16 protein-coding genes and 1 pseudogene are annotated in these 20125 nt (G+C 66.6%); 10 read left to right on the top strand and 7 right to left on the bottom strand.

All coding sequences use genetic code 11. The features are described 5' to 3' along the window. Positions 1-161 precede the first annotated feature (161 nt). Positions 162-1133, top strand: coding sequence for a hypothetical protein (locus ACFYTS_RS33540; protein WP_387309343.1), 972 nt, complete (start codon positions 162-164; stop codon positions 1131-1133). Positions 1134-1156: 23 nt separating this feature from the next. After that, the gene (gene ygiD, locus ACFYTS_RS33535; RefSeq protein WP_357287249.1) at positions 1157-2002 is read left to right on the top strand and encodes a 4,5-DOPA dioxygenase extradiol; all 846 of its coding nucleotides are present in this window, start codon (positions 1157-1159) and stop codon (positions 2000-2002) included. Between the two features lie 6 nt (positions 2003-2008). Here the strand turns inward: ygiD and ACFYTS_RS33530 are convergent, their stop codons facing one another. From ACFYTS_RS33530 to ACFYTS_RS33520, 3 genes are all read right to left on the bottom strand, one after another. After that, on the bottom strand, positions 2009-2848 hold the full coding sequence (locus tag ACFYTS_RS33530) for an IclR family transcriptional regulator (RefSeq protein ID WP_387309342.1): 840 nt from the start codon (positions 2846-2848) through the stop codon (positions 2009-2011). A gap of 93 nt (positions 2849-2941) precedes the next feature. Next, positions 2942-4114 carry an AI-2E family transporter gene (locus ACFYTS_RS33525; RefSeq protein WP_387309341.1) on the bottom strand — a complete coding sequence of 391 codons (1173 nt, stop codon included), beginning with the start codon at positions 4112-4114 and terminating at the stop codon, positions 2942-2944. A gap of 82 nt (positions 4115-4196) precedes the next feature. Then, entirely contained in the window at positions 4197-4838 is a 642-nt protein-coding gene (locus tag ACFYTS_RS33520; protein WP_387309340.1) for a TetR/AcrR family transcriptional regulator, read from the bottom strand. A gap of 63 nt (positions 4839-4901) precedes the next feature. On the opposite strand from ACFYTS_RS33520, the gene ACFYTS_RS33515 reads away from it, so the two are divergent. The 3 genes from ACFYTS_RS33515 (at position 4902) to ACFYTS_RS33505 (ending at position 9277) form a co-directional block, all read left to right on the top strand. Next, the gene (locus ACFYTS_RS33515; RefSeq protein WP_387309339.1) at positions 4902-5849 is read left to right on the top strand and encodes a TIGR03564 family F420-dependent LLM class oxidoreductase; all 948 of its coding nucleotides are present in this window, start codon (positions 4902-4904) and stop codon (positions 5847-5849) included. 242 nt (positions 5850-6091) lie between these two features. After that, a complete protein-coding gene (locus ACFYTS_RS33510) occupies positions 6092-7627 on the top strand; it encodes an FAD-dependent monooxygenase (protein WP_387309338.1) in 1536 nt (511 codons plus the stop codon). A 1311-nt stretch (positions 7628-8938) separates the two neighbouring features. Further along, positions 8939-9277, top strand: coding sequence for a hypothetical protein (locus ACFYTS_RS33505; protein ID WP_387309337.1), 339 nt, complete (start codon positions 8939-8941; stop codon positions 9275-9277). Positions 9278-9367: 90 nt separating this feature from the next. On the opposite strand, the gene ACFYTS_RS33500 is transcribed toward ACFYTS_RS33505, so the two are convergent. Both ACFYTS_RS33500 and ACFYTS_RS33495 read right to left on the bottom strand, forming a co-directional pair. Further along, positions 9368-9913, bottom strand: coding sequence for a hypothetical protein (locus ACFYTS_RS33500; protein ID WP_387309336.1), 546 nt, complete (start codon positions 9911-9913; stop codon positions 9368-9370). 243 nt (positions 9914-10156) lie between these two features. Then, complete coding sequence (locus tag ACFYTS_RS33495; protein ID WP_387309335.1) at positions 10157-10711, bottom strand: CGNR zinc finger domain-containing protein; 555 nt, start codon at positions 10709-10711, stop codon at positions 10157-10159. A gap of 124 nt (positions 10712-10835) precedes the next feature. On the opposite strand from ACFYTS_RS33495, the gene ACFYTS_RS33490 reads away from it, so the two are divergent. Beyond that, a complete protein-coding gene (locus tag ACFYTS_RS33490; RefSeq protein ID WP_387309334.1) occupies positions 10836-11699 on the top strand; it encodes an NAD(P)-dependent oxidoreductase in 864 nt (287 codons plus the stop codon). Positions 11700-12281: 582 nt separating this feature from the next. Here ACFYTS_RS33490 and ACFYTS_RS33485 read toward each other — a convergent pair. Further along, positions 12282-14975 carry a LuxR C-terminal-related transcriptional regulator gene (locus tag ACFYTS_RS33485; RefSeq protein ID WP_387309333.1) on the bottom strand — a complete coding sequence of 898 codons (2694 nt, stop codon included), beginning with the start codon at positions 14973-14975 and terminating at the stop codon, positions 12282-12284. Positions 14976-15221: 246 nt separating this feature from the next. Between ACFYTS_RS33485 and ACFYTS_RS33480 the strand changes: the two genes are divergently transcribed. From ACFYTS_RS33480 to ACFYTS_RS33465, 4 genes are all read left to right on the top strand, one after another. Continuing rightward, a complete protein-coding gene (locus tag ACFYTS_RS33480) occupies positions 15222-16532 on the top strand; it encodes an FAD-binding oxidoreductase (protein WP_387309332.1) in 1311 nt (436 codons plus the stop codon). 107 nt (positions 16533-16639) lie between these two features. After that, positions 16640-17050 carry a hypothetical protein gene (locus ACFYTS_RS33475; protein WP_387309331.1) on the top strand — a complete coding sequence of 137 codons (411 nt, stop codon included), beginning with the start codon at positions 16640-16642 and terminating at the stop codon, positions 17048-17050. Positions 17051-17836: 786 nt separating this feature from the next. Beyond that, entirely contained in the window at positions 17837-18562 is a 726-nt protein-coding gene (locus tag ACFYTS_RS33470; protein WP_387309399.1) for a tetratricopeptide repeat protein, read from the top strand. 176 nt (positions 18563-18738) lie between these two features. Next, positions 18739-19878, top strand: coding sequence for an actin, cytoplasmic 2 (locus tag ACFYTS_RS33465; RefSeq protein ID WP_387309330.1), 1140 nt, complete (start codon positions 18739-18741; stop codon positions 19876-19878). Between the two features lie 49 nt (positions 19879-19927). Here ACFYTS_RS33465 and ACFYTS_RS33460 read toward each other — a convergent pair. Further along, positions 19928-20125: pseudogene (locus tag ACFYTS_RS33460) on the bottom strand (IS630 family transposase); the annotation flags it as partial.

Below are 20125 nucleotides of genomic sequence, written 5' to 3'. Positions count from 1 at the left end.
GCGCGTTGCGGCGGGAATCGGACGCGCATGAGGCACGATGACGAGAATCGGTGATTGCCTGGCTGTTGCCAGTCTGTTCGTGGGAAGGCGGGATCGCTGTGATCAGTGCGGCCTCGGAGGCGGTTTCGGGGAACCCGGCCCCATTCACCTGGGTGACCGCGGTGTCCATGCTCGTGTTCTGCGCGATCCTCTGGGTGATCGTCGATTACATGCGGTTGCACCCGCGTCCGGCGACCTGGGTGTGGGGGCTGTCGCTGCTGACGTTCCCGCTGTGGATCTGGGGGCCCGGACGCGATATCGGGCTGGTGAACTGGTTCTCGTGGGCCAAGATCCTGTCGGTGCTGATTCCGCTGACCATCGTCGGGTTGATGCGCGTCGCGGTGGCCGAACAGCGGGTGGGGCGGTTCTGGGACATCCTGCGCAATCCGCGGTTCCTGTGGTTTCCGTACGCGATCCTGTTCCTCAATATCGCCGAGGCCACGCTGCGGGACGCCGAGATCGGGAACTATTGGAACGCGGCGGTGGGACTGGGCCTGTGCCTGACGATCCCGTACTCGCCACGGTTCTGGGAGATCCTGCCGGGGCGCAATGCCGAGCTCGTCGCCTACACCACCATGGCGTGGAACTTCCTCTACACCACCTGGAATCTGTGCTTCACCTTCGGCGGATACCCGCCCGAGGAGGAGCACTTCGCGGCGAGCGTCTGCATTCTCGCGGTCGCGGAGATCTATCCGCTGGTGAAGCGGCGGCCCGAGCTCTACATCATGGCGCGCATCTACACGCTGCCGGTGCTGATGCTGGTGATCGCCATCTACAACATCTTCCCGAAGGTGATGCCCTCGGACGGCTGGTTCGACAACGACGTCTGGATCGTGTGGGGCATAGTCAATTTCGTGCTCACCGTGCCGTATCTGTTCTGGTACACCTGGCAGCTCGAATCCGACCGGTCGTTCATCTCCTTCCGTCGCGGCAGGGCCCGCGAGGAGTTCGTCCGGCTGCACGGCGACACCATCGACCAGCTGATGGACATCAACCTCTCGCTCGACGCCGCCGTCGACGCCCACGGCCGGACCCGCACGCGCGGACCGCAACCCGCGCGGCCCGCCCCGCCGCCCGAGGTCGGTGATCGATGACCGCCGCCGATCCGGCCGCCCGCATGCCCGCCGCGTTCCTCGGCCACGGCAGCCCGATGAACGCGCTGGAGCGCAACCGGTACACCCAGGCGTGGGAGGCGTTCGGCCGCAGCGTGCCCCGCCCGCGCGCCATCCTCATCGTGTCCGCGCACTGGTACATCAACGCGACCGCGGTGACGGTGATGCCGCACCCGCGCACCATCCACGACTTCTACGGTTTTCCGCCCGAACTGTTCGCCGTCCAGTACCCCGCGCCCGGGCTGCCCGCGCTGTTCGAGGAGGTCAGCGAGGCGGTCAAACCGAACTGGGTCGGCGCGGACACCGACAGCTGGGGCATCGACCACGGTTCCTGGTCGGTGCTGCGGCACGCCTTCCCCGACGCCGACATCCCGGTCGTGCAGCTGAGCATCAATGCCGACAAGCCCCTCGAATACCATCTCGAGCTCGGCATCCGGCTGCACGCGTTGCGCGAGAGCGGAATTCTCATCGTCGGCAGCGGCAATGTGGTGCACAATCTGCGCGGCATCGACCCCAGCCGTCCCGACACCGGCTTCGACTGGGCCCGCCGCTTCGACGAGGCCGCCCAGAACCTCATGCTGAACCGGCCCGCGGACATTCTGGCGCTGACCGATCAGCGTGACTACTCCCTCGCGGTGCCGACCCCCGACCACTTCATCCCGCTGCTGTATCTCGCGGGATTGGCCGCCGCCGCGTCCGAGGATACCGAGACACTGGTCGACGGTTACAGCTACGGCTCGCTGTCGATGACGGCCTATTCGCTCGGGATCTCCTGCCCGGGAGCCGATTCCGGTTCGGGCGCGGCCGCCGAACTACCCGACGGCATTCCGGCCGACGGCACCAACAGCTGAACGGCCTCAAGCCAGCCGGGCGCGCGTCCGCAACGGGGGTTCGAGCGGCTCGGCCCCCATCGACCCGTCGGCGAACATCTCCGCGGCGGTGCGGCGGGCGGCGGTGAACACCAGCGGCGCGATCCGCCGCAGTTCGAGCTCACCCCGGGTGGCCAGCGAGATCGCGGCGACCGGCCCGTCCGGACCCAGCACCGGCACGGCGACCGCGCTGATCCCCATCTCACACGTGGTCCCGAGCGAGATCGCCAGCCCATTGCGCTGCCGCACCCGATACAGATCGGCCTGGACCGCCCGCCGGCGCGCGATCGGCCGAACAGTGGAGCTGCGCAACGGAAGTCGCAACACCCGGTCCGCGTCCTCGGGATCCATCGAGGCCAGCAGTGCCAGTCCACACACCGTCTGCGTCGCGTCCAGCCGCGCCCCGACCCGTGACGGAATGGATGCCGCGTGTGGTCCGCCCACCTTGTCCAGATAGTGGACGGCATTGCCCTCGAGCACCGCCAGATGCGCGACGGCCCCCGTCGCCACGTGCAGATCCGACAAGGCCGCCGACGCCGCGGCTCGAATGTCCTCGAAGTCGGTGATCCGCGCGAGCCGCCGCGTTCGAGCCCCCAGGCGATACCCCTGCTCGTCGTGCACGAGCCACTGCAGTTCGGTCAACTGGCACGCGAGCCGGAAGGTGGTGGATCGCGGCAGCCCGGTCCGATCGGTGATGTCCTCGAGCCGCAGGCATTCCCGCCCACTGTCGAACGCGTCCAAGATGGCCGACATCCGCTCGATGACCCCGGAACGCGATTCCCGAATGGCGGTGTCGCCGCCGACGGGCGGCTGGTCCGTCACCGTCATGCACAGTCCTCTCACCAAGCTTCGTTCCACCGCAGCGTACGACGCGGGCGAGCCGGGCGGAATACGAGCCGACCGATTGGTTCGGGCGAGCGATCAGTCGTGCGCGGTCGGCGCCGGAGCCTCCACGTCGTAGCGGCGGACATAGGCGGACAGGAAGGCCTGGGCGGTGGCCGTGACCGGGATCGCCAGCAGGGCGCCGGTCGCGCCGAACAGGGCCGCGCCCGCCAGGACCGCGCCGAAGGCGACGGCGGGGTGCATGTCGAGGGTGGTGGCGGTGATGCGGGGCTGCAGGACGTAGTTCTCGAATTGCTGGTAGACGACGATGAATCCGAGGATCCACAGCGCCGTGCGCGGCTCGTGGGCGAGGGCGACCAGGACCGGGAGCGCGCCCGCGAGGTAGGTGCCGACGGTCGGAATGAACTGGGAGACGACGCCGACCCACAGTGCCAGGGCGAAGGCGGACGGGATGCCGAGGACTCGCATCGCCGCGTAATGGGCCAGCGCCGAGCAGGCCGCGAGCAGGGCGCGGGAGTACAGGTAGCCGCCGGTCTTGTCGACCGCGATGTCCCACGCGCGCAACACGTGCCGCTGGCGTTGCGGCGGCAGCAGCGAGCAGACGGCGTTGCGGAAGCGCGGGCCGTCGGCGGCGAAGTAGAAGGTGAACAGCAGCACGCCCAGGCCTTGGAACAGCACGCCGAGCGCGGTGGTGCCGATGCCCCACACATCGTCGGCGAGGTCCAGCGCCCAGGTCTGGAGTTTGGTGCTGAGCTCCGAGGTGCGGTCGGTGATGTCGGCGACCGAGAGGTCGGTGTGGAAGGTGTCGTTGATCCAGGTGACCACACTCTGGGTATCGTGCGGCAGATTCTTGATCAGGGACGACACCTGCCCGACCACCAATTCGCCCATGGTCCAGACGAATCCGACCAGCACCACGGTCACGATCGCGAAGACCGCGCCGGTCGCCGCTCCGCGTTTCCAGCCGCGCGCGGCCAGCCAGTTCACCGCGGGCTCGATGGCGAAGGCCAGGAACAGCGACACCACCAGCACGGTCAGCAGTCCCTGCAGACGGGTCAGCGCCCAGAAGGTCACCACGATGCCCGCGACCGTGGCCGCCGCCAGCAGGTACGCGCGCGGCAGCCAGGCGGGAATCACCGAGGCCACCAGGGCGTCGGGCCGGATGCCCACATCTTCGGTGTCCTGGGCTTTTCGATTGCTGTCCTGGGCTTTCGGTTCGCCGTCTCCGGCGGGGGATTTCTCAGCGGCCACCCCGCCAACCTAGCGGCGACCCGCCCCGCGGGCCCGGCCGCGCCGCCGCGTGTTGCCCGGGCGATCAGCCCGGACAGCTGGACTATCGATCAGGCTTATCTGGGAACCAATCTCCGATGCCCCCGGCAAGTAGATCGAAGGCGCGTTCTGCCTCGGCGACTGCCACAGGATGCCGCTGGGCTGCGCTCTGGCCGTTGACCAGTGCGTGCCAGTTGGCCTGGCTGAGGTTGCGTTGCACAGCGATGATCGCGCTGGCAGCTAGCCGCGCGTCCAGTTCCTTTGGTGGCCCGAGTGTCTGGGCGAGCGCAACCTCTCCGCTGGTGAGGAAGTGAGCAAGGCGAGCGGTCAGCGCTGGGGTATCCAGTACCAATCGATAGCAGGCCAGCACTTCGGGCGCGTCGCACAGGCCGGTGCTGGGTTCGTGATTGTCCAGGCCGGCGTGGAAGGCGGCTCGCAGGGCAGTCAGGGGCGTCTGCCCGTGTGCCCGGTTTCGTACCGCGCGGGCAGCCTCATCGGCGTGGTCGGCGAACCGGTGCACGACGAGGTCCTCCTTGGAGGGAAAGTATTTGAACAGCGTGCGCTTGGACACCTCCGCGGCGGCTGCGATGTCCACAACCGACACCGCGTCGAACCCGTCGGCGACAAACAGCCGGAGGGCGGCGTCGGAGATAGCTGCGCGGGTGTGCTGCCTCTTGCGCTCGCGCAGGCCCGGTCCAGAGGTCATGCCGGATAGTCTAACCAAAATGTAAACCGAGTGCATAAGTAAACTGGGTGTACCTTTGTTGGTATGCGAATCGGCGTATCCCTGCCCACCGACTACTACAACCAGCTCACTTCGGGCGTGAATCCCGTCGACTACCTGCTCGACCAGGCCCGCAAACTGGCCGGGCTCGGCGTTCCCGCGGTCTGGCTGACCCAGCGGTTCGACTACGACGCACTGGCGGTCGCCGCGCTGATCGGGCGCGAGTTGCCGGACATCACAGTCGGAACGGCGGTCGTCCCGATCCACCCACGCCACCCCAACGCACTGGCCATGCAGGCGCAAACAGCGCAGGCGGCCAGCGCCGGCCGCTTCGAACTCGGTCTCGGCTTGTCACTGCCGGAGATCGCCGCAGGCTACGGCAACACCCACCCACGCATCCGCTATCTACGCGAATACCTCACCGCCCTACGCGATCTGCTCCACACCGGCACCGTCGACCACACCGGCGAGACGCTGGTGGCCAAATCGCCGACACGCAGCATGATGCCGACGGTCCACTCGCCGGTGCCCGTACTGCTGGCCACTTCGGGCCCGCTGACCCTGCAGGTCGCAGCCGAACTCGCCGACGGTGCCCTCCCGCTGCTCACCGGTCCCGATACCCTGGCCGACTTCACGATCCCCACACTTGCTCGACACGCTGCCGCTGCCGGTCGGCCGATGCCCCGTGTGATCGCAACGGTGGGCGGCGTAGTCACCGCTGACGTCGCCGCCGCACGCGATCGCGCGGCGCGGCAGATGGACAGATACGGCCAGATGCCGACCTACCGTGCGTTGCTGGACCGTGAGAAGGTTTCCGATCCAGTGGAATTGGCCGTCATCGGCGACGAGCGGACCATGGCCGACGCGGTAGCTAGTTACGCCCAGGCCGGTGCCGACGAGTTGATCTTCGCGCTGACCGCGATAGGGTCGACACGCGACGAGGAGCGAACCTGGGCGTTACTCGGCGAATTGAGCGGAACCAGCCGCGCCTGAAGGCGAGCTGACCTGGACCAGTCAGCGGGCGTTGTCGATACTCGACACCGGTGACGGCAATGGCATGAACCATGCGGAGGTTCCACCAACTCGAACGTGCTCGAACGGTACGGCGTTCTGCCCCGCCGACAGTTCTCCTGGTGGCTGTACCGGGGGGGATTCACTTGTGGCACGAGCCGGGAGATACCGCAGAATCGCTTCTCGTAGTCGAAAACGCGGAACAGGAGAGTGGAGTGCGAGTGATGGACACCGACGTGATCATCGTCGGCGCCGGGCCTACCGGGCTGATGCTGGCCGGTGAACTGCGGCTGGCCGGTGTGCGGCCGCTGGTGTTGGAGCGGCAACCGCAACTCTGGGATGTTCCGAAGGCCAGTGGAATCGGGGGGCGGATTCTGGATCTGCTGCGCTATCGCGGGTTGCTGGAGCGGTTCGAGGCTGCGAGCGCGGACCCTTATCCGCCGTTGCGGTTGCCGTTCGGCGGAATGCATTTGGACTTCACGCGGATCGGGGAGGCGCCGATGAAGGTGCTGCCCATGCCGCAGATGGAGATCGAGCGGCTGCTGGCCGAGCGGGCGGATGAACTCGGTGCGGAAGTTCGCCGGGGGCATCAGGTGAATGGGGTGCGGCAGGACGAGGATTCGGTGACCGCGGAGGTGAGCGGGCCGGAGGGGGCCTACACCGTGACCGCGCAGTATCTGGTGGCTTGCGATGGCGGGCGCAGCCGGATTCGGGATATGGCTGGGATCGTGTTCTCGGGCACGACTTATCCGGATGTGGTGCGGCTGGCACAGGTTTCGGTGGGCGACGAGGTGACCGTGCACGAGAACGGTGATCTCGAGGTGCCCGGATTCGGCAGGGTCGCGGCGGGATTCACCCGGACCGACAACGGTCAGCTGGCGTTCGCGGTGACACCTGATGGGGTGCTGCATTTGTCGACCACCGAGGACGAGACCGTCGAATACGACGATGACGTGCCGATGGATATGGATGAACTGCAGGCCAGTATCCGCCGGGTGCTGGGCGCCGAGATCCCGATGAAGGACGCGAAGCGGTTGTCGCGGTTCACGTTCAAGGATCGCCAGGCCGAGCAGTATCGGGCCGGGCGGATTCTGGTGGCGGGGGATGCGGCGCACCTGTTCCCGGCCACGGGTATCGCGCTGAACGCGGGCATGCTCGACACCGTGAACCTGGCGTGGAAGCTGGGCGCCGAGATCGGTGGCTGGGCGCCGGAGGGGCTGCTGGACACCTATCACGACGAGCGGCACTTCGCGGGTTCGCGGGCGCGTCTGCACGCCCGGGCGCAGGTGGCGTTGCGGCGCGGGCTGGATGCGGCGGCCGAAGCGCTGCGGGCGTTGTTCCAGGAATTGGCCGCCGACGAGCAGCCACTGCGGCGGGTGGGCGACCTGATTGCGGCCAATGACACCCGGTACCCGGGGGCCGGTGACCATGCGCTGATCGGTACGTTCGCACCGGATTTCGCACTGGACACCGAACGGGGTGCGAGCAGCGTCGCCCAGCTCATGCACACCGCCCGCCCGATCCTGCTGGTGCTCACCGATCGTCCGGAACTACGCGAGATCGCCCAAGGCTGGCACGATCGGGTCGAGATCCGCACCGCCACAACGGATCAGCGGCCCGCCGACGCGCTGCTGATCCGCCCGGACGGGCATATCGCCTGGGTCGCGGCCATCGACGGACCCGCCGAGGACGCCGCGTCCACGCTGCGCGAAGCGCTCGCCGCTTGGTTCGGCGCACCCCTGACGGCCGCCGTCGGGTAGTCCCGACGCCTGCTGGTCAGCCCGCAACGGCTGACCAGCAGGCGATTCCTGGCCCTGCACAGCGGATTCCGGTGCCAGCAAGTCAGCCGACCGGCGAGCCTGCCGGTATCCGGCGGTCTCCGGAGACGAGTCCGCAAAAGAATCCTGTTGAGCGACTGAGCATCTGGTCCGAACCGCCGAGGGTCACGAGGTAGTCCGCCCGGTGGTCGCGCTGGACGCCGTAGCCCGATGACTTCGCTGGGACCTTACCGGCGGATGGCCGAAGCCGGCGTGGCGTTCGTGACCGAGCCTCGCTCCGAGACCTACGGCCAAGTCGCTGTCTTCAACGACATCTCGGGAAATCGATGGGACCTTCTCGGCCCGCCTGATTCAGCCGAGCTGTGGCTCCCGCGTGCCTGGCTTCTCGCGCTGGCCGGTTCGGTCAGCGCGGTATGCACCACATCCACGTCTTGACCTACAGGGGCGCCATGAGCGGATGGTTCGGTAGCAACTGAGGTTGCCTGTGCCAGTGACGGACTCACCCGCTCAGCCCGACCCACGGCGTCAGCTGGCAAGGGAGCTGTCCGCTCCGCCGATGCCCTTCGTGGACTCGGGGTGGGGTCCGCGTCTGTATTCCTCGAGATATGTGATGCGCCACTGTTGCCAATCCAGATACTTGTCACCGGCCTTTTCCCGGTAGCGCCGATACTGGTACCGCTTTGTTCTTACCAGGGACTTCCGCGCGTCGCGGGCCGCTTGCCGAGCTGCCCGCTCGCCTCGTCTGCGTTCCGCGTCTGTGAGTTCCACCGGCGGATCAGCGAAGACTCTCGATCGCATCCAGCGCATAGTGGACCATCCTCGGTTCGAGATGCTGGGAATGTCTGCCCGGCGACCGACTCGATGGTAGCGATCAAGGAAATCAGCCGCTATCGGCCACTTGCCCTAATCATGTTGTGGGGCAATGCGGAACGCGGGAAGGGGCCCGTTGCGGCTGACCAAGGGCAGTAGCCGTTGTGACTGGTGACGGCGACGGCATTTCGGGGATCGGCACACGTTCTGCGCCGCACCAGGTTCCGGGCGCCGGCGCGACCTGAGGGTGCGACAACACCGCCATCTACCGCTGCGAGTCACACTTTTCGGCGCACGTCGGAGCGCGGTGCTGGGGTGTGTACCCCCGACCTCCAGCTGTTCGGGCTCGTGGAGAGTCCGGTTTTGCGCGCGGAAATGTTCTCCGGACCAGATGAGTGATTCCAAGGGGTGTGTGGATCTCCAGTTGCCAGTCAGGACAGCGGCCGTTGAGGCAGTTGGGACCTGTTCGCGGTGGTGTTCGTCATGGACTACGTACAGCTGTGCTTCGACTCGGACGCTTCCGCGGACGTGCCGATACTCACCTGCGTTGCATTCCCCGTGGTTCATACGGAAATCGGCCAGCTTCGAGAGGGGCAGATCGGTTACGGGGATGCGCTGCGGGCGTTCATCCCTGGGCACGTCGTGGCAACGGCCGAAGCGTTCGAGGCGGGGCTGCGCGTGGAATTCCCGAACGGCGCGATCGTGCTGCGCCCCAGCGACGACGAACTCGTCGGGCCTGAGATCGCTACTCTGTCTGGGTTTGTCGATAGGGCGTGGATGTGCTGGCGACCGGGTGAGGATGCCTTCGAATATCTTCACTGATCCTTCGGATCGCCCGGGTCGCGGCGTTGCAGTGCGTTCATCTTGTATTGGGTGGCACGGGTCCCAGTGTGCTGGTGTCTGCCAGCGCAGCTACGTGGATGCATCTGCCGCGTGGAATCGCAGTGGCACCGTGGGTGATTGGAACAAATAGATCGCACCCGTGTAGACCCCGCCGTCCTCGATCTCGTCTTCTGCTCGAAAGAACCGGACAAATGCCAAATCGACCGCAATGTCGACCACACTGCGAGGATCGAACGGGAATCGGTAGTCCTCTTCCCGATCCGACCACCAGCCGAGGTTCGCTGCGGGAAGAAGATAGAGCCCAGGCGGCTCATGGCGATCGAGATGCTCCCTCAGGAAATTGATCCCGGCACGAAGGGATTGCGGCGAAGGCAGAGTATCCCTTACCTCCAGAGGGAGAACCAAGCCGGCGACAACACCCGTCCGATTCGACCAATCGACGCCTTCGCAGAGCGCATGAAATGCGCTCGCGCTGTCCGCGAGCAACCGCGTCGAGTCCATCATGTGCTCGGGGCGGAACCCGAAATCATCGATGTGCCGGGAAAACACACTGTGTTCTGCTTCGTCAGCAACCCGTGAAGCCCACCGTCTGATCGCATCTTGATCAAGGTCCACCGAAAGTGTCCGTCCGTCCGTTCTGCCCCTGTAACCGCGTGGATCATTCCATCGGCTGCGCAGGCCGACTACTCATTTTCGGTCCGCCCGAACGACCGCTGGGCAGCCTCGGACCGACAATCGACCCCGTCGACCAGCGGGCGCTTCACACGACGCCGTGCTCGGTCATCGGCAGTAGCGGACATTCTGCAGCGCACCAGGTTCCGGCCGCCGACACGCCTGCCCGATCGCGGCTTTGCCAGGTCAGCTCGCGGCGAGCCGCGACTTCTTGACCTTGTTGCCGCACGTGTTCATGGAGCACCAGCGGCGGTTGGCTCCGCGGCTGGTATCGAGGAAGAGCCCCGCGCATCCGGGGCCTTCGCAGTTCTTGACGCGGCTGCGGTCGGGGCCCCCGAGGATATGGATGGCGCTCGTGGCCAGGACCCCGAGGGCGTCCCTGACAGGGGCTGTCTCCGTAAGATGCCATCCCGCGCGTTCGTGTTGCAGGGCGGCTTTCGCGTGCCCAGCCGCGGCGACCGCGTTGAGGGTTCGGACATCCCCGGAATCTGGCTGTTCACCTGCGGCGATCGCCGACCCGATCCCGTAAATCGCCTCGCGCAGTTCGACGGCGTCTTCCAGATCTGTCGAAGACACGTCAGCGACGTCGAACTCTGCGGCGAGCAGCCACAGCTTCAGTCGTGCGGGGGTACCCAGTCGCTCTCGCGGCGCCATGCTGGCGCGATCGCTGACGGTGGCGGTGAAACGGAACGCCAGGACTCCGTTGTCCATTCGAAACACCTGATGTATGTCCTCGGTCATTCCAGCCTCCACAGTGAGCAACAGAGCAACAGCAGCCTCGCGAACCGCCTTGGTCGGTTCGACACGAGGGTAACCCCATGACATTCTTGAACCGCCTTAGATGGTTCAACGAAAGGGTGCGCCCATGAGCAGCATCGCGGTCATCGGTCTCGGAGCAATGGGAAGACCCATCGCACGCAATCTCCTGAAAGCCGGCCACGACGTCATGGTGTGGAACCGCTCCGACGGGCCTGCGGATGAACTCGTCGCGGCGGGTGCGCGTCGTGCCGATTCGGTCGCAGAAGCCATGCATATGCCGGTGGTCTTCTCGGTCCTGTCCGACGACCAGGCCGTCGCCGAGACCTTCATCGACTCCGGCGCCCTCGCTCGGACCGCAGACGGGACCGTTCACGTCAACCTCGCGACAGTTCGCGCCGGCCTGGCTCGCAGGGCGAGTGCAGCGCATGCCGAGCATGGTGTCGGGTACATCGCGGCACCGGTCTTCGGTCGTGTTCCGGTCGCCGAAGCCGGAGCACTCAACATCCTCGCGGCCGGTGAACCCGCGCTGATCGACCGCGTGCAGCCCCTTTTCGACGTGATCGGCTCGAGAACCTGGCGACTCGGCGACCGTCCGGAGCAGGCCAATATCGTGAAGATCCTCGGGAACTACCTGATCGCCTGCGCGGTCCAATCGCTGGGCGAGGCTGTCAGCGTCGCCGAACGCGCCGGTGTCGACTCCGGACAGTTCGTCGACCTGCTGACGTCAACGCTCTTCCCGGGAGCCGTTTACTCCGGCTACGGCTCGATGATCGCCGAACGGCGCTACCAGCCAGCGGGATTCACCACGGTGCTGGGCCGCAAGGATCTCCACCTCGCACTCCAGGCAGCGGCAGACCACGACATTCCCCTCCCGATCGGTCAACTGCTGCGAGCTGTCTTCGAGCAGGCCATCGCCGACGGGCGCGGGTCGGACGACTGGGCGGTCATCGCGGAACAACAGCCACGGTGACTATCGACGAGCAATGTCCGCGAGTGCGACCTGGCGTACAACTACCGCCAGGCAGACTTGCTGCTCCCGCCGGGCACAATGGATCACGAGCTCTGCACAGCCGTCCGGGAAGCCTTGGACGCCAACGGATACTGACCGCTGCGAGGACACCCCCGACGCGCGGCATCGGCACTACTGTGCATTGACGACATCCGGTCGGCGGGCTCGGATGCCCCCTGCCCGTTGATCTTCCACGCACCCGCGCTGGCCGGTCCGGTCAGCGTTACGCGGCAGAATCAGCCCTGCCGGTGGCCTACAACGCCCGAACCTGACGATGACGGCACCGTGGTGCGCTTACCAGCACCACACCCAGATCATCGTGTCATCGGCAGGAGTGCACTCGGGCTCACCGGAGCCAGCTGCGCTGAGCTGCACGGGAGGCGGGACCGGCCGTGGTTCGACCGGTGGACCCTGCGCGGAGGTCATCTGCGCCCTGCGCTGACCCAGCTCCGCGAGATGGGTGTCTAGGTCGGCATAGTCGGCAACCAGACAGTACGGTCTGGTCGGATTCTGCGGAGCCTGGACTTGCCGACAGGCTTCGTCCTAGAAGGACCCGAGCCTGGCGATTTCGACGCGGCTGGTCACGCCGAGTTTCGGGAAGGCCCGATACAGATGGTGGCCCACGGTCTTCGGACTGATGAAAAGCTTGGCGGCGATCTCCTTGTTGGTTGCGCCGGTGGCGGCCAGACGTGCCACCTGGAGCTCTTGCGGGGTCAGGGTCGAGGCGGCGGTCAACGGCCCTGGCTCCGCCCGCAGTGCGCTATCGCCCGCGGCGCGGAGTTCGGCGCGAGCATGTGCGGCCCAGGGGGCAGCGCCCAGCCGATCGAAGGTTTCGACGGCCGACCGCAGCTGGGTGCGTGCTTCGCCGCTACGGCGCTGACGGCGCAGCCATTCGCCGTATAGCAGTGCGGTGCGGGCGTGGTCGTACCAAAGACCTTCGGCGGCTTGCAGTTTCAATGCTCGCGCATAGGCGTCGCCGTCGGAGTCCAGCATGGCCCGCGACCGCAGCATGATCGCTTCGGCGAATGGAGAACCCAGTGCGGCGGACCAGCGTTCGATCTCCTCGACCGCCCGCGCGGCGCGTTCCGGCAGGCCCGCTCGTACCGCGGCTTCCACCAGATCGCGCAGCAGGTGCACCCAGTGACCGCGAATTCGGTTGGGGATGCGATGCAATGTGTCCAGGCGGTCCAGTGCCGACTCGTAGCGCCCGTGGCCGAGATCGAGCAGGCTGACGGCCCATTCGCGGTGGACGTACTCGACGAAGCTGTCCTGCCCGGCGGTCACGGAGGGCAGCGCGAGCAATTCCCGGCACCGCTGTTCGTCGCCGCGGATCGCGGCAATCAGGGCCAGATAGTTCTCGCTGATCGAAATGGTGTTGAGCTGCCCGATATCCCGCGACACCCGCGCGGCCATGGTCGCGAGGTCCTCGGCTTCCTGCACCCGGCCCAGCATGATCTCCGCGCTCGCGGCGAACACCGCCGCCAGCGCCGACCTGCCGATCATGCCGTGGTTCTGGGCGTAGTCCAGCACCCGCAGCGCGAGGGTGCGGGCGTCCTCGACGTCGCCGATCAGCATCGCCTGCCCGGTGACGGTGAGCGCCAGGTCGTGACCGGCTTGCGCTTCGGCGACCGTGCGCCGGATCATGGCGATTCCCCCGGCCAGGTCGTCCGATCGCAGCTTCAATGCCCCGTCGATGGCTTCGAGCAGCGCCGTTCGCTGATCGTTCGGTATCGGCAACGCCACCAGACTGTTCCGCGTGGTGTCGGCGACGGAGGCGTCGCCCAGATACCAGGACGCGCGGGCTGCCTCGATGAACATCGGCCCGGCCCGCTCGGGCTCTACGGCGGCGACCTCCTCGGCGGCCGCGAGCAGCGAGTCCCGCGATTTGCGCAGGTGTCCCGGTTCGAACTCGATCATCGCTTCCACCCAGCCGAGTCGCGCCCGGAACTCAGGACCCAGCGGCAGTTGCCGGGCCTGGCGCGCGAGCTCGCTGGCATTCTGGTAACAACCGGCCGCCGCGGCCCACTCTGTGGCGAATATTGTTCGGCGGCTGCGATTCTCGGGATCGGGGGTCAGCAATGCCGCGCGTTTCATCGCGGCCGCGGCCGCCGAAAAGCCGGCGCGATTCACCGCACGGAACGCCGCGGCTTCCAGCAGCGCGGCGACCTCTTCGTCCTGCCCGACCGTCGCGGCCGCCAGATGCCAGGCCCGATGGTCGGGGTCGTGTTCGGAGCAAGCCGCCAGCGCAGCGTGCACGGCCTGCCGTTCGCTGAACGCCGCGCCGTGATAGACCGCCGCGCGCACCAGCGGATGCCGGAACCGAATCCGTTGCGCCGTGACCTCTATCAGGCCCGCGACTTCGGCCTCGGTGATCCCGCCCCGATCGATCCCGAGCACGTCGAGCGCCCGCAGCACCAGCCCCAGATCGCCCCCCGATTCGGCGGCGGCCACCAGCATCGCGGTGCGCGAAGCCTCGGATCGGTCGTTCACCTGCTGTCGGTACCCGCTGGACAAACGGAAGGGCAGCGGTAACGGGCCGATCGGCAGCGAATCCAGGTCCATGCGCGGAAATTCCAACAGCGCCAGTGGATTTCCCGCCGCTTCGCGCAAAATACGTTCCCGCGCATCGCGGCTCAAGTCAGGCCATCGACTCGTGAGCAGCTCGGCGGCGGCGGAACCGTCCAGCGGCGCCAGCGGCAGTGTCGGCACACCGGGCAGGCCGACCTCGTTGCGGCTGGCGAACAACAGTACGACGCCTTCCGCGCCGAGCCGCCGCGCCGCGAACCGCAGGGCCGCCGTGGATGCCGGATCGAGCCATTGCACGTCGTCGATCACGCACAGCACCGGAGCCTGGTCCGCCAGTTCCGCCAGCAGCGACAGGGTGGCCAAGCCGACCAGGAAGTTGTCGACCTGCCCGGCCGTGGCGCCCAGTCCGATCACCGCGCGCAGCGCATCGGACTGCGGTTGCGGCAGGGCATCCAACGGCAGCGCGTCGAGGTGCCACCCGGCTGTGAGCAATTCCTGCAGGCCGGCGAAGGGCAGCTCGGACTCGCATTCGACTCCTGCGCAACGCAGGATTCGCCAGGTTCCGCCGGTGAGTTCGACGGCGCGGTCCAGCAGTGCGGTCTTGCCCGCGCCCGCTTCCGCGATGATCTCCAGAGCGGCGCTCTGACCGGAACCGGCCTGATCCAAGAGCGTGCTGATCCGGCGTTCTTCGAGGTCTCGGCCGTACAGCATGGCCGTAGCCTACGGGCGGTCGAAATTGGCAAGCAAATCGACAGATGTCCTAGGGCGAATGCCTGATTGTGTGCCGCGCAGGCGCTTCCTAGCCTCGATAACCGGGACCTGGAGGCCGGACGTTCGTGTGAATGCCGGTGCCCTGCCGACACCTTCTCGTAGTGCCCGGACCGTCGATGGCACAGATCCAGGCCCGGTGTTGTCGATCCAGCAGTAATACGACCAACGAAGAGAACGAGGCTGAGTATGGCTGCAGAGAATCTGCGCACCGCCGTCCGTGGTGGTGTGCTGCTGCCGGGTGACCAGGGTTTCGATCGCGCGGCGCAGCCGTGGAACACGGCGGTTGCACAGTCGGTGGCGGCCGTCGTCGAAGTGGCCGACGCTCAGGATGTGGCGGCGGTCCTGGCCCACGCGAGGGCGGCGGGGCGCGTGGTGGTCGCCCAGCCGACCGGGCACGGTGCGACCGGTGATATCGATGACGCGATCCTGTTGCGTACCAACCGTTTCGACGGCGTCGACATCGATCCCGAGCACCGGATCGCGCGCATCGGCAGCGGGGTGCAGTGGGGACGGGTACAGGCCGCGGCGGCCGCGCACGGGCTGACCGGGCTGGCCGGAAGCAACCCGGTCGTGGGCGTCACCGGCTACACCCTGGGTGGCGGATTCGGCTGGTTCGCAAGGAAATACGGCTGGGCTTCCGACGCGGTGCGCGCGATCGAGATCATCGATGCGGACGGGCGCGCGCAGCGCGTCACCGCGGATTCCGATCCAGATCTGTTCTGGGCGTTGCGGGGCGGCGGCGGCGATTTCGGGATCGTCACGGCGCTGGAATTCGAACTGTTCCCGCTTCCGCAGCTCTACGGCGGCCGCGTGATGTGGCCCGCCGAGCGCGCCCGGGAGGTCTTCGACCTGTTCACCGAACTCACCACCGGCGCGCCGGACGAACTGTCGGTGTGGTTGCAGCGCTATCAGATTCCCGGCGCGGCCCCGACCATCGCCCTCGACTTCGCCTTCCTGGGCGATCCGGCGGAGGGCCGTCACCGCACGGCCCGGATCGATTCCCTGGACGGCGTCATCGCCGACACCCGCGGACCGCTCACCCCCGCCGAGATCGGGCGGATCACCACCGAGCCCACCGACCCCAGCCCGTCCCTGTCGCGGGGCGAACTGCTCACCGATGTGGACGACGCGGTGGTCAAGACGCTCGTCGAGGAGCCGGTCGCGCCGCTGCTCAATATCCAGATCCGCCGCCTGGGCGGCGCGCTCGCCAGGAATCCGGCCGACGGCGGCGCACGTGGCCCGGTCACCGAGCCGTACGCGCTCCACCTGCTGGGCCTCGGTCTGCCCCACCTGCTCGGCGATATCGAGAAGCGGTTCGGCGAGCTCATCGATGCGCTGGGTTCTCACCTCGCCGGCACCAAGCCGTATACCTTCCTCGTGCCCGGAGAGTCCGCCGCCGCGGCCTTCGATCCGCAGACGCTGGCCCGGCTGCGGGCGATCAAGCGAGTTCGCGATCCGCACAACGTCATTCGCGCCAACTTCCCGGTGCTTCCTTGACCTTGGGTGCTCGATCGCTCCGGGCAAAGTAGGCGCATCGAACACAACGGCCCGGACCCGATTCCGGATCCGGGCCACTGCCACACCAGATTTCGAAGGAGCGCATCATGTCCGCCGCCCTCACCCTGACCGACCAGGACAAGGCCACCATCCGCTCAGCCGGCTACGGTGCCGTCTCCCTGGTCGCCGCCGCCTCCGCCGAGCCCCACAAAGCCGCCATCGCCGGTTCTATCGCGCTGTCGTCGGCCACCGGTCAGATCGGACACGTCCTCAACGCGAAGTCCAAGGACATCCACCTGTCGGGCAAGACCGTCGCCGACCTCGCCGACCAGGTCCTTCCGGCCCTGACCGCCGCGACGGCCCTGCTCGAGCGGCAGAATCCCGACGAGGCCGACAACTTCCGCACCACCGTGCTGGTCGCGGTCGGGGCGGCCGCCCAGGCGAGCCGCAACGGTCAGCCCGATCCGGTCGTCAACGACATGACCCGCAAGGTGACCGCGGCTCTGCACACCGCGTGAAGTCAGAGCCCACACGCTGCCGGTCACCGAGGACACCCTGAGATCACCCCGGCCCGTTGCTCCTTGCAGAATACCGCGCTGACCGCTCCGGTCAACGCAGTATTCGGCAAGAGCGGATGTTCCGCACGCGCGGGGGCGGATCGCAACAATCGCTTGTCCCAGCACGAGATTCCGTCCTAGGGGAACGACCCATGTTCAGGAAATCCGGTATCAAGACCGATCCATCGGTCGAACTGACTGCCGCCCAAATGCGCTCAGCACTCGCAGCAGCCCGCCGAGCCGCGCGCGAATCCCTCCGATCACTGCGAACAGCAGGCGGCCAATACCGGCGCTACCGAAGGGACGCGGGTGCAGCCTACCTGGATTGGCCTCGCTGGCATGCGGAGTACCTGCGCGAGTACCGCCGGGGATCAGATTGGATCAGGCCCGACAACCCCGGCGACGTGGGAAGCGCGGGCTTCTTCAGCGGAGCGCCTTAGTGCTGGTCGTGGTATGTCATGAATCTCAGCACATCCATCGTTCGCGACCGATCGTGTCCGGAACGGGCGCACCGCATTCGGCTAGGCCACCATCGAAGCCATCGAAGCCATCGACCCGATCGGCAAGGTTCTGGCCCGCCGGCCGATACGGCACTGACACCAACGGCTACGCAGAAATGCTCACTGCCGGGCGACGATTCACCGATCTTGTGTGGGCGGTCGAGGGTTGCAACGGTATCGGCCGACATCTGGAGCACCGGCTGGTCCAAGTTCGAATGCGCCGCATGGAAGGATTGAGGTGGGCCATATGGCACATTGCGTCGCCGACACGATCGAGCGGGGGGCGCGGGACCCCGAAATCATGACCACGGCCGTGGCGATACTGCGGCCATCGGCTTCGGTTCTACCAGGCCTCGGTCCGAACCTCGCCAACTTGCTACGGTTACGGGCGCTGGCCCTGTCCACAGCAGGTCGGTACGACGAAGCCCTGATCGACGTCGAGGAGGCGCTGCGAATCTGCCTCCGCGCGACGATCGTTCGGCGCACGACCGCCAAGGTTGCATTCGCCGCGGCGCTGAGCGTGCGCGCGCACGTGCTGCAGTGCTTGGGCCGGGAGCGGGAGGCGGTGGACGACGCACGGCAAGCTCTCGCCCTGTGCCGAGGGCGGCTGTCCCACGCTCCGCATCGGTACGGCCCTGTTCTACTGACCGCTCTGGACGAATTGGCCCGGGCCCTCAACAAGACCGGTGAACCCCGACAAGCGCTACCCCTCGGCGAGGAACTCGTCCACATCCTGCGCCGCCTTGCCCCACGCCGACCGCGCTACGACCGCTTTCTGGCCGGGGCCCTGCATCAACTCGGTGTCTATATCTCCGATGTCGGAGATCTCACCGACGCGTTACGTGCCGCCAATGAATCCCTGCAGCTGTATCTACGTCTCGATCGCGAGCAGCCGGAATCCTATGCGCTCCAGGTGGAGCTGGCAACACATAATCGGGATCTGTTCCTGGACCGGCTAAAACGTCAGGGATAGCCGGTGCTGGGCCCGTATCCTCTTTGCTCGCGCTGTGGACATGCCAACGGCGGCCTGGGGGTCGCGCGGCATCGGCAACGGCACGTGAGGGCGGGCGGCAGGCAGGGTCAGCTCGACCCCCTCAATGGAATAGCCATTGGGCAGAACACGTAGAAAAAGAACGACACAGGAGTGGGATGCCCGAGAACAACGCGCTGCGGGCCGTGGTCATCGACAGCGGGACCGATTCGATCAAGGCCGGATTCAGTGGGGACGCTGCGCCCCGAGTGGTCTTCCCCAACCTCGTCGGCTGGCCGAAACAGTCGGCGGTCATGGCCGGGACCGCTCGCAAGGGCGTGTATGTCGGTGCCGAAGCCCTCGCCGAGAGCGACATCTTGACGCTGTCATACCCGATCGCGCGCGGCCCGATCTTCGACTGGGACGATTTGACGACGGTATGGCGGCACACCTTCGCCGACCAACTGCGGATCAACCCGCAGGAACATCCGGTCCTGCTGACCGAACCACCACTGATCACGAAGCACAACCGGGAACAGATGGCCCGGGTAATGTTCGAAACCTTCCGGGTGCCAGCCCTCTTCATCGCCGACTCGAGCGTGGCGGCCATGCACGCCTTCGGACGCGGCACCGGTCTCGTGGTCGACATCGGCTCTGTCGCCACGACCGTGACACCGATCCATGAGGGCAACAGCATCGACCACGCGGTCCGCCGCCTGAACGTCGGCGGAACTCTTTTGACGTTCTACCTTTCGCAGCTGCTTCTGGAAATTGGCCTCGATCTCCAGAAATCTATCGCAGATCTGGATTTCGTCCGTGAAATCAAAGAAAGACTCTGCTACGTAGCCGAGAACTACGACAAGGAACTCGAACGAACCCAGTCCAACCCTGATCTCATGAGCATCCCCAAACTGTCCAAGGGCAAACCCATCGAAATCCGCTCCGAACGCTTCACCTGCCCCGAACAACTATTCCGCCCCTCATACCTCGGTGAGCACGGCCCCGGGCTGCCCGCAGTCATCGACGAGTCGATCAGAACCTGCGACCCGGACCTGTGGAAAACCCTGTATGGCAATATCATCCTGTCCGGCGGCACCAGCCTACTGACCGGCCTGCCAGAGCGACTCACCGCCGAACTCACCCGCCTCGCCCCGCCCGACCATCCGATCAACGTCGTAACCCCACCCAGCCGTCAATACTCCAGCTGGATCGGCGCCTCGAGACTGTCGGCCCGACCAACCTTCTCGCACCGATGGATCACCAAGGCCGCCTACGACGAAAACGGCCCCACCCTCCTCTGGCCTGAGCACCGTTTTTAGCGATCAAGAGGCTGTCGGCCAAATCGGCTCACGGCGACCTAGTGCCGCGTCAGGCAACGTTGGATAGGTAATCCGGTCGGCGGATCTTGGATCCGACTGCGAAGTCGCGGACGGGTCTGGCGTGCTGGTTGCGCCAGCGGACGTAGGTACCTATCGCGTCGTCTTGTTCGTCGTGGCTGCGGTGATCGGTGCCATTGAGCGCGAAGTACCGCAGCGCGGCGAACTCGCACTCGATCCGGTTCAGCCA

The organism is Nocardia sp. NPDC004151 (assembly GCF_042874235.1).
Taxonomy (GTDB): Bacteria; Actinomycetota; Actinomycetes; order Mycobacteriales; family Mycobacteriaceae; genus Nocardia.
The sequence above is the reverse complement of the archived record's forward strand: the minus strand, read 5'-3'. Positions and strand labels throughout refer to the sequence as shown.